This is a genomic window from Paludisphaera rhizosphaerae (genome assembly GCF_011065895.1).
Lineage (GTDB): Bacteria > Planctomycetota > Planctomycetia > Isosphaerales > Isosphaeraceae > Paludisphaera > Paludisphaera rhizosphaerae.
Map to the genome: position 1 here is coordinate 40,438 of NZ_JAALCR010000038.1, position 10,447 is coordinate 50,884.

8 protein-coding genes are annotated in these 10,447 nt (G+C 68.6%); 6 read left to right on the forward strand and 2 right to left on the reverse strand.

The window, feature by feature from the left end:
* Positions 1–325: 325 nt before the first annotated feature.
* The gene (locus G5C50_RS28690) at positions 326–2,155 is read right to left on the reverse strand and encodes a GTPase (protein WP_165074632.1); all 1,830 of its coding nucleotides are present in this window, start codon (positions 2,153–2,155) and stop codon (positions 326–328) included.
* Positions 2,156–2,672: 517 nt separating this feature from the next.
* Here G5C50_RS28690 and G5C50_RS28695 point away from each other — a divergent pair.
* The gene (locus tag G5C50_RS28695; protein ID WP_165074634.1) at positions 2,673–3,185 is read left to right on the forward strand and encodes a hypothetical protein; all 513 of its coding nucleotides are present in this window, start codon (positions 2,673–2,675) and stop codon (positions 3,183–3,185) included.
* 76 nt (positions 3,186–3,261) lie between these two features.
* Here the strand turns inward: G5C50_RS28695 and G5C50_RS28700 are convergent, their stop codons facing one another.
* A complete protein-coding gene (locus tag G5C50_RS28700; RefSeq protein WP_165074636.1) occupies positions 3,262–5,112 on the reverse strand; it encodes a DUF4838 domain-containing protein in 1,851 nt (616 codons plus the stop codon).
* Positions 5,113–5,335: 223 nt separating this feature from the next.
* Here G5C50_RS28700 and G5C50_RS28705 point away from each other — a divergent pair, with 223 nt between their 5' ends.
* From G5C50_RS28705 to G5C50_RS28725, 5 genes are all read left to right on the forward strand, one after another.
* Positions 5,336–6,091 carry a J domain-containing protein gene (locus tag G5C50_RS28705; RefSeq protein WP_165074638.1) on the forward strand — a complete coding sequence of 252 codons (756 nt, stop codon included), beginning with the start codon at positions 5,336–5,338 and terminating at the stop codon, positions 6,089–6,091.
* Positions 6,092–6,231: 140 nt separating this feature from the next.
* Positions 6,232–6,942, forward strand: coding sequence for an EF-hand domain-containing protein (locus G5C50_RS28710; protein ID WP_165074640.1), 711 nt, complete (start codon positions 6,232–6,234; stop codon positions 6,940–6,942).
* Positions 6,943–7,011: 69 nt separating this feature from the next.
* Positions 7,012–8,229, forward strand: a complete 1,218-nt coding sequence (locus G5C50_RS28715) for a YHYH protein (protein WP_206107899.1) — start codon at positions 7,012–7,014, stop codon at positions 8,227–8,229.
* 63 nt (positions 8,230–8,292) lie between these two features.
* Positions 8,293–8,955 (forward strand): response regulator transcription factor, encoded by a 663-nt coding sequence (locus G5C50_RS28720; RefSeq protein ID WP_165074642.1) that lies wholly within the window; start codon positions 8,293–8,295, stop codon positions 8,953–8,955.
* Positions 8,955–10,412, forward strand: a complete 1,458-nt coding sequence (locus G5C50_RS28725) for a sensor histidine kinase (protein WP_165074644.1) — start codon at positions 8,955–8,957, stop codon at positions 10,410–10,412. Before G5C50_RS28720 ends, G5C50_RS28725 begins: the two co-directional genes overlap by 1 nt.
* The last annotated feature ends 35 nt before the right edge of the window (positions 10,413–10,447 follow it).

The following is a 10,447-nucleotide window of genomic DNA, read 5'->3' on the forward strand; positions in this document are numbered from 1 at the left end:
CCAAGGCCACGCTTGCGTGGCCATGAACCGCCGTGGGACGGTTGCACGACCATCGCCGATCGCATGGCCACGCAAGCGTGGCCATGGCACCCCAACACTGCCTGGAAATGTGTTCCAGCGGTATTGAGCGAGACACGTCTGGGCTTTTCCTCTGTCGGCGTGCGTACTGCTATGCGCTTTTATTTACTTCTCAACCCACGCTGAACGTCTCGTGGGGAAAAGTGTATTGCACTGCGCTTTCGAAGAAGTGTAGGCGGTGGTTGCCTGAATGGCAATCCAGATGTGCGTTGAAGTGCGCTTTTGCTGATTCAGTCGAAGTTGGTTTTCACGCCACGCCTTCGGTCGCCGGCACGGGCTCATCCAGGGCCGCCAGCTCGCGGGAGAGTTCGGCGGCGAGGCGGTAGGCGGTTTGGAAGTCCGGGCTGCGGCCGAGACTGGCGAGGCGGTCGATGTGGTCGAGGTGGCGGCCGACGACGCAGTCGTCGACGACGCGGGCGAGCAGCTCGGCGCGTTCGCGGTAGAAGGCGGCGAAGAGGTCGCCGATCAGGGCTCGCGCGGGGCCGCTGAGGCGGGCGATGGCGCCTTCGCCGCCGGCCGTCAGCGCGGAGCCGGCGGCGACGTCGAAGAAGACCTGGCCGATCGCGTGGCCGCCGGCCTGGAAGACGGTCCCCGCCGCGATGTCGGCCGCGCCGAACATGCCGATCGTCAACGCCGGCCGCGCCACGGCGGTCGCCACCAGGCCCCACTCGATCGCCCGCATCATCTTGGGGTGCTCCGCCTCGAACGACTCCAGCCGCCTGGCGATCACCGCGCGGTAAGACGCCGTGGCCAGCGGCGCGGCGTCGAGCCGGCGCTGAAGCTCCTCGAAGGCCCGCCGTCGCTGGTCGCCGGCGATGAGGGGCTCTAGCTCCTTGCGGAGGGCCGGGGCGCCGACGCGGTACACCGCTTCCAGGTCGTCGTAGATCGTCTCCAACGCCCGGTTGAGCTGGGTCTTCTCCTCGGCGAGGAACCGCGCCTCGTCCTCGGCCGGCTCGACGCTCCCGGGGATCCACTTCGAGACCGCCCGGCCGAGCGCGCCGTAAGCGCCGTGGACCTTGCGGTCGAACCACGTCCGGCGCGGCTCCAACCACCGCCAGATCTCGTCGCCGACGATGTGCGCCGGGGGCCGGGGCAGGTCGATCCGCGTCTGCACCTTCTGATGGATCACCGCGCGGGCCTGGCGGCTCTCGTCCGAGGCTTTTTCCAGGTCGCGGAGATAGGCGGGGATGCCGGCGTCGGGGTCGAGGGCCTGGCGGAGCGCCCCGCGCAGCGATCGGATCTTGATCTCGGCGAACTGAAGCTCGGCGAGGTCGGCGCGGGGGTCGGTGGCCCGCGGGGTCAGCGGATGGATGGTCAACTGGTTATCGCGGACGGCGTTGCGGTCGCGAGGAACGGCATAGGCGTGCAGCGGCTCGGCGCCGGTCCCCTTGCGGAAGGTCTCCAGCCATCCCCGGCAGTGCTCGCGGTCCTCGGGCCAGTCGACCATGTTGACGACCGCCAGCACGGTTTTGTCGGCCTCGGCGGCGACCCGAAAGAAGCGGCGGATCTTCTCGTCGTTGTACTTCTGCTGGGTCAGGAGCGCGATGATCACGTCGGCCCCGTGGGCGATCATCTCGGCCAGCCGCCAGTTGTTCGGCAGGGCGGCGTCGACGTCCGGGGTGTCCAGCAGGACGAGGTTCGCGGGCTGCGCCCCGGAGGGATCCTCGCGCCAGACCAGGCCGTCGGGGAAGCCCTCGGCGACGGCGTCGTCCTCGGACGTCCAGGGGTGGAGCGAGAACCCGGGGAAGACCTTCGCCAGGTCGTGACGCGCGGGGAAGCCCGCAGGCAGAAGCGCGACGGGGTGCTTGGTCTCGGCCGCGTTGTGGTGAACGCGGCTGGCGGGGAAGCCGACCAGGTGATTGAACAGGGTGCTCTTCCCCATGTTCGCCCCGCCGGCCACAGCCACGATCAGGTAGGGCGCGTCCGACGCCTGGGGCGCCAGCTTCTGGTAGAGGTTCGCGTGCCACGTCGCCGAGGCCGCCGAGGGCATCCCGGCCGCTTCCGCCGCCGCCCCCAGCCTCGTTAATGCTCCGGCCAGGTCGACGACCCGCCGCGACCAGGTCGAATAGTCCACCACGTCCCTCGCTCCCCTGGCTCCATACCTTTCCCGACGGACGATCGGAGTGAAACGCGCATCCGACGGATCGATTCTCGGTGCGGAGCCGATCTCCCCTCACCCGGCCCAGGGGCCGGATCTCAGACAGTATACATGGACGTCCCGCACAACGCCCATCGCCCACGGCTTCCGGCCTCCTCCTCCTTGTTCCACTCGCTTCCTCGCCCTGCGCAAGGATGCGCCGAGATTCGTCGAAATGCGGACGGCCATAGGGTCTGAATTGATTCGAGAGGTTGTAAGAATTCTAAGGATGTTGCCAGAAGGTCCTTTCGGTTCCTCCCGGCTTTGATATTCTGTGGATTCCCGCAGGTTCAAAGTGGGGGGGGCTGCGGGCTTGACGGGTTTGGCATGAATCTAGCGAACGGGGAGCCTGCGAGTTTCCTAGGAGACAGCAACTCTCTTCGGCGTCATCGACGATCACGCCATCGCTGGACGCTCGTGACACCGACCTCGTTCGACAGCTCAGGAGTTACATCTGATGAACACGAAGAAGCACGCGTTCGTGCCTACGGTCGACGGTCGTCTCGAAGACCGGCTGGTCCTGAATGGGGCGCATCACGCGTCCGGGATCGTCGTGACGCTCCCCGGCGGCGAGCAAACGTACGTCCCGCCGCAGGCCATTCTGACGACCCGGGCGTATAACAACATTCTGGTGAACATCCACAAGGCGACGACCGCTTTCGGCCGCAGCCAGGGGACCGACGCCGACTACAGCCACCTGAGCAGCCAGGTCAGCAAGCAGGTCGGCCGGATTCCGTACTCGCGCACCGACGGCCTGGTGAGCTACGTGAACGATGCTCTCCAGTATTACGCGCCGGCCGACAACAAGGCGCTGTACAGCGACATCCGTTCGACCGTCGTCAGCTACCTGAGCTACAAGGTTCTCAACGGCGAGGCCGCGATCCGCAAGTCGCCGGGCCACTACTTCTCGGACGCCGACATCTACGGGCCGAACGGCGCGATCTTCAACCAGAGCACCATGGTCAGCTGACTCTGGCGGACCGCCTCTCTTCCGCAACCATCGACGGAGCCCGCCTCACGGCGGGCTCCGATCGCGCGCGGAGGATTCATTCCTCCTTGATCGGCTCGACCACCGAGGCCGGGAGGGTCGCCTTCAGCGTGGCGGCGGAGATCCGCTCCGAGAAGCGGTCGACGCCGTGGCGGTCGTAGAGGCGGAACAGCTCGCGGATTTGCTCTTCGCAGCCGCGATACGCCTCCGGCGGGGCCTCCTTGAGCAACCCGTCGCCGATCTCGCGTTGATGGCCGCGGATCCAGCGGGCGAAGGGCTTCTCCAGCAGGATCGTCCGGGGGCCGATCGTCAGCTTCTCCACGCGGTCGCGGACGGTCGGAGACTCGGCCTTCTTCATGCCGGCTTCGAGCAGGGCGAGCGCCTCGCGGCCCGTCGACTCGTCGAACCCATAGTCGGCCGCCGTGCCGAAGCAGTGTCGGTGTACTCCCTTGGCGCGGGGCGTCTCGACGATCAGTCGCAGGTACGCCTTCACGTCGCCGGCCGCCGCGCCGTAGTAGCGGTCGACGAACTCGTCGATCACGCGACGGTCGTCCTGGGACGGATCCCAGAGCATCCGCGAAATCAGGTCGTTCCGCAGGTCGCAAAGCTCGGTGTTACGGCCGTCGCCGGAGGCCTGCATGAAGACGCCCCGGACGCCGTTGCGGGCCAGGTACTTCACGTTCGCGCCGATGATCTCAAGGTTCGGGCACGGCAGGTTGTAGCTGGCGAAATCGACGTTGTAGTTCCAGACGTAGACCTTGTCGCTGATCTTGCACCAGCCGTCGAGGTCGGAGCAGAACTCCCGATTGCGCTCGCACGAGGGGTCGTCGAGCGGGTGGACCTGGCAGGCCTCGATCGAGCAGAGCTGGATCGCGACGTTGGGGCCGGGCTTCATCGTCTTCGGCGGCTTGCGGGTGTGCTGGTAGGCGAGCGTCCCCACGCAGACCCCCGGCCGGACCTTCGCCACGGCCTCGCCGGCCTCGTTCAGCAGGGCCAGCAACGAACCCATGTGCGAACCTTCGCGGTCGTCGATCGCCGCGCAGTCGGCGCATCGGCAATACTGCTGGTTGTCGTTCTGGCTGATCGAGACGACGCCGTCGGTCTGGTTCTTCTTCTCAAGCTCGGCCAGCACGCCCTCGATGATCCGCCGCTTGACCTCGGGGTTGGTGAAGCAGGGTTGCGTCCCCCCTTCGCCGAAGTGGTCCTCGGTCATGTTCGCTCGCCGCTTGCCGTCGACGAGGCTGAACAGCTCGGGGTGAGACTTCCCCAGCCTGGCGACGGGGATCCAGTTGCTGACCGTGTGCGAGATCAATTCCCACGACGACTTCCCCCCCAGCGCGGGATCGCCGACGACGGCGTTGTTGCGCAGGCGGGCGGCCAGCTCGGGGTGGTCCATGTTGGCCCGGTAGTACGAATACCGCCAGGAGAACCGGGGACGGAACGTTCGCTCGCCGTCGGCGATCGTCCGCGAAGGGTCGACGGCGGGGATGCTCGTGCAGGCGGCCGTGAGGAAGCGGACGCCGAACTCGTCTTCCAGCAAGGAATAGACGCCGTAAAGCGTCCCGCGCGGGGAACCGCCGGCGACGGCGATGCGGCCGTCGGCGACGCGGATCGTGAAGTCCTCCGGACCGAGGCCGTCCGTCTTCAGCCCCGACGCCTTGCCCACGAGCACGGCCGGTGAGCCGGCGGCGGGGGGCGTTGCGACGATCTCGGGACGTTTGCCGGCGACCTGCGCGAAGGCGTCCCGCAACTCCTCGGCCGCTCGCTTCTCGGCGGGCGGGGCGTCGGCCGCGACGACGATCGGCCCTGAGGCGACGTCGGCCGTCTTCACGTCGGCCTTCGCCGTCGGCGCGGCGATCGCAAGGGCGGCGACCGTCGCCGCCCACCAGGCCTGATAATGGATCCGCATGGCGGATGCCTCCCTGTGAGGGTTCGGTGGAACCGCCGGCTTCGGCGGCCCGACCCGCAGGATAGCACCGCCGCGAGGACCGATCACGGGGGAGGCGTCGCGCCGAGAATCTTAAGATTCCGATCCGGCGACGAATGACTGGCGTGGGGATTGCTGCAAGGTACGTGGCGATTCTCGCGCCGACGACGGTTTCCCGAGGGTCGGTTCCATCACGAAGGCTCCCATGATCCACCATTTTCCGTTCGACCCCCGCGGCGTGCTGGGGGTTTCGCCCACGGCCTCGCAGGACGAGATCCACGAGGCTTTCCGCGAGAAGTCCAAGAAGCATCACCCCGATCTCGGCGGCGACGAGTGGGCCTTCCGCATGGTCGCCCGCGCCTATGAGGTGCTCAAGTCCACGTCGGAGGTCGCTGCGAGCGGGATTTCCACGGCTCAACCCTGGACGCCGCGGCCGACGACGGATTCGGGCTCCTTCTTCAGCCAGGGACGATTCCCGTTCGGTGGCGGAGGCGGCGCGACGACCGCCGAGGCTGATACGGACGTGGAAGCCGAGCCCGAGACCGAGCCCGCGCAGGCCGAGCCGCCGGGGATCTTCCAGACGGTCGAGGTCGAGTTGATCTGGATCCGGTTCGAGGTCGCCGAGGCGGTCGGCGCTCCGAGTGACGAGGGGCCGACGCTCAGCGTCTGCATGGTCGTCTCGTGGCCCCGGCGCTCGCTGGTGACGCGCTCGGCCGAGTACGCGCACCTGGGCGACACGCTTCGCCACGTCATCGACACGTTCAACGGCGTCGGCCAGTCGAGCGTGCTGGCGGCGCGGACGCGGATCGAGGACGGCCAGTTCGTCGGCTGGCTCAGCTTCCCGGACGTCGTCGCCGCCCAGGCCGGCTTCCTCGCCCTCCGCGACGGCCTGGCTGCCCACGACCTGACCGCCCACCTCCAGACTCGCGACGAGATCATCCCGTCGAACTGGGTCGGTTGATCGAATGAAACAGGAGGCCGTCGCGTTTGCCAAAAAAATGCGCGGCGGCCCCCTGCCCTTCACGTTCCCTTAAGGTTGGTTCTCCTAGGATGATCTCGACCCGACGCTGAGGGCCGGGAATCGGATCAGGAGACGCCACGATGAAGCTTCGCGCATTGCTGCGAGCCCTGACGTTCGCTGCTTTCTTGTCGCTGCTCGCCTCGGCCGCGGCCTTCGCACAGAGGCCGGCCGGCCCTCGTTTCGGCGGAGGGCCGCCGGACGGTCCCCCTGGCGGCGGTCGGATGGACGAACAACGGTCCCCGCTGGCGGAGGCCCTGGACCTGAACGGCGACGGCGTCCTCTCCGCCGAGGAGATTCGCAAAGCTTCCGAGTCTCTCCAGACCCTCGACCGCGATGGCGACGGCCGCATCGACCGCTCCGAGCTGCGGCCGGCGGCCGACGCGGGCTCCGGTCGCGGAGGTCCGCGCATGGGTGCCGGGCGTCGCGGCCCTGGCGGCCCAGGAGGGCCAGGCTTCGGCGGCCCGAGAGGGCCAGGTGGCGAGGGGGTCGGCCCTGGTCCCGGCGGACCGGAGCCTCGGCTCGGCGATGTGTTGCCCCCTTTCGTCCGGCAGGACGTCCGACTCACTCCCGACCAGGAGATGAAACTCCAGGCCCTGGGGGCCGACGTGCGGACGAGGCTCGGCTCCATCCTGACCCGCGACCAGATCGCGCAGTGCGAGGAGTCGATGCGCCGGGGACCTGAAGGAGGCGGCGGCGCGCCCGGCGGCGAGGGCCCTCCCCGAGGCCCCCAGGGCCGCCGGTCGCGAGGAGACGACGAGACGATCCCACAGCGTCCGAGGCGGCCCGAGTGACCCGCTCGCCCTTGACGAGATTTTACGAACAAATCAACAAATCATCGATGTTTACTGTGTAGGGATCCCATGAACGACCGCACGCTCCCGCGCCTGGGCGCCTGGTTCTGGATCATCACCCTGGTCGCGACGGGCGTGCAGGCCCTCGGCGGCGATGGTCTTCCCGCACGACCGTCGCCGACCGTCGCCTCCTCCGACGGGATGGAGCCCGTCGGCGGCAGGTGGTATCTCCGTCGCGGGGAGTCGCCGACGTACTACTACAAGGACGGCGACCTCTACGTCGACCTCTTCTCGTACCACATGCAGGACTCGAACAAGGACGGGATCGCCAACCTGAAAATCCGCCACGACGGGCGGTTCCTCCGGGTGGACAGCCAGGGCTACCCGGACCATCCCACGGCGATCTTCCCCAACAGCCGGAACCCGAACCGGATCGAGGTCCAGGACTTCCACTTCGCCTTTCCGCTCGAACCGAAGAGGGCGTCGAGAATCACGCGGGTCCCGGGGGGCGAGATCGGGATGGCCATCAACGGGGTCGTCTTCTTCAATCCGTTCGAGGCCGGCGGGATGAACGCGCTGGCGGGGTATTCGGAGATCTGGCTCGACGCCTGCTGCGGCCATCCCCAGCAGGAGGGTGTGTACCACTACCACAAGTACCCGAGCTGCGTGAAGACCCCCTTCGCCGACGAGGGCCGCGGCCACTCGCCGATCCTGGGTTTCGCCTTTGACGGCTTCCCGCTCCACGGGCCTTACGAGGAAGCCGGCAAGATGGCCCGCGACCTGACGGGCGACCGGGCGCTCGACGTCTGCAACGGGCATGAGGACCCTTCGCGGGGCTACCACTACCACGTTACGCCGGGTCGGTTCCCCTACCTCATCGGCGGCTACGCCGGCGTTCCGGAGCCGTCGAACAATCGGCACCTCGCGCGGATGCCCTCGGGCGCCATTGAGGACAACGCGGAGGGCGTCAGCCGGGTCGACGCCGGGGTGCGGTCGGTCACGCCCGGGACGGTCAAGCGCGGCGAGTCCCACACGATCCGGATCATGATGGACCCCCAGACGGCCCGCGGCGGGCTCCCCCCGGGCAAGCCGAGCTGGGTCCAGTTCGGGCCCTATGAGGCATCGAAGATCGAGCGCCAGGGAGACGTGATCCTCGCCGAGGTCGCCGTGCCCAAAGACGCCTCGCTGGGCGTGACCGTCGACCTGCACGTCGAGTTCGGCGCCGCCGGCGGTCGTGGTCGGGTCATGGTGTTCAAGAAGAACGACGTCCTCCGGGTGGTCGATTGATCGACGGTCGTCGAGGCCCGATGATCGGATCGGCGAACCGACGAACCGGGGGGGCGATCCGACGTGCGCGTGCTGGTGATCGAGGATGAGCCCGACCTGGCGCGGGGCCTGGTCCAGGCGCTCCGCGAAGGGGGCTACGCCACGGACTGGGCGGCCGACGGGGCCGAGGGGCTGGAGAAGGCGACCGCCTCCGAGTACGACGCGATCGTCCTCGACCTGATGCTCCCGCGCCTCCCTGGCCTGGCGGTCCTCCGGCGGCTCCGCGTCCTCCGGAAGACGCCCGTGCTGATCCTCACGGCGCGTGACGGCGTCGGCGATCGGGTGGAGGGGCTCGACGCCGGCGCTGACGACTACCTGGTCAAGCCGTTCGAGCTGGCCGAACTGCTGGCGAGGCTTCGCGCCTTGATCCGCCGCTCGGTCGGCCTGGCCGACGCGGTGATCGCGATCGGCGACGTGGCGATCGACGTGGCCACGAAGACCGTGACCCGCGCCGGCGTCCCCGTGCCGCTGACGGCCCGCGAGTTCGCCTTGCTGGAACTGCTGGCCCATCACCGGGGCCGGCTGGTCTCACGCTCGACGATCTACGACGGCCTCTTCGGCGACGACGACGACACGCTCTCCAACGTCGTCGAGGTCCACGTCTCTCACCTCCGCAAGAAGCTGGGCCGCGACCTGATCGTCACGCGTCGCGGCCAGGGATACATGATCGAACACGAGGAGCGCTGATGCGGTCGCGATCGCTCCGTTGGCGGCTCCAGGCCTGGCACGCCTTGATCCTGCTGGTCGTGGTGGCGGGCTTCGGCACGTCGTTCTACCTCCTGGCGCGTCGGGCGAAGTTCGACGAGATCGACGCCGAGTTGCTCTCCGGGGCCCGCGTGCTGGAGGGCGTGCTGCGGACGGGCGCCCTGCGCGGAGGGCCTCTGGGAGGATTGCGGCTGCCGGCCTCGTTGACGGCGCGATACGCCGAGCCCGGCCGTGAGCCTTACTTCGTGATCCGAAGGTTTGACGGCAGCATCCTTCTCGCCGATCCCCCCGACGTCGACGCCCCTCCCGACGAGACGATGCGTCCCCACCACGAGTGGCGAGCCCGCCAGCGCGGGATGCTCCACGAACTGTCGCTGCGCGGGCCCGAACGCTCGCGGATCCTCGTCGGCCGCTCGATCGACCGGGAGTTGGCGGGGCTTCGACTGCTGGGCCTGCGATTGGCGCTAACGGGGCTGGCCGTCTTCGCGGCGGGATTGGTCGGCGGCTGGTGGCTCTCATCGCGTGCGGTACGGCCGATCGGCGCGATGAGTGCGACGCTCGACCGGATCACCGCGCGGCGGCTCTCCGAGCGGATCGACTCCGCGGGCGTCGACGCTGAACTGGAGGGGCTGGCCACGATCCTCAACGAGATGCTCGGCCGTCTGGAGACGTCGTTCGAGCAACAGGCCCAGTTCACGGCCGACGCCTCCCACGAGCTGCGCACGCCGCTCTCAGTGATCCTGACGCACGTGGAGCTGGCCCTGTCGCGGCCTCGCGAGACGGCCGAGTACCGCGAGGCGCTGGCGGCCTGCGGCCGTGCCGCCGGGCGGATGAAGCGAGTCGTCGACGACCTGCTGACCCTGGCCCGCGCCGACGCCGGCCAGCTTGAATTGAAGCGGGAGCGCGTCGACCTGGCCGCCGTCGTCGAGGAGGCCGTTGAACTGCTCGACGCCCTGGCCGAACGCCGCGACGTGACGGTGGAGACGGCCATCGAGCCTGTGGAAGTGATGGGAGACGCAGACGGCCTGGCGCGGGTCGCCTCCAACCTGCTCGCCAACGCGATCCTCTACAACCGCCCCGGCGGCCGGGTCTTGGTCACGACCACTCGTGAGGGTGATGAAGCGGTCCTGGCCGTGATCGATACGGGGGTCGGCATCTCCGAATCCGACCTTGCCTCCCTCTTCCGCCGCTTCCACCGCGCCGACCCGGCGCGATCCGGTGAGACGGGAGGCAGCGGCCTCGGCCTGGCCATCTGCCGGGGACTGGTCGAGGCCCACGGCGGCCAGATCGCCGTGGAGAGCCGATTGAGCGTCGGGACGACCGTGGCGGTTCGTTTGCCGGCGGATGAGCCAGCCGGAAGTGCCGGTGCGAAACGGCCTTCCCCCCTCGCGGGGGAAGGTGGCCGAAGGCCGGATGAGGGGGGATCGGTTCTGCTTTGAGATCAATGCGTTGGATGCGCGCCCGGAGCCGGTCG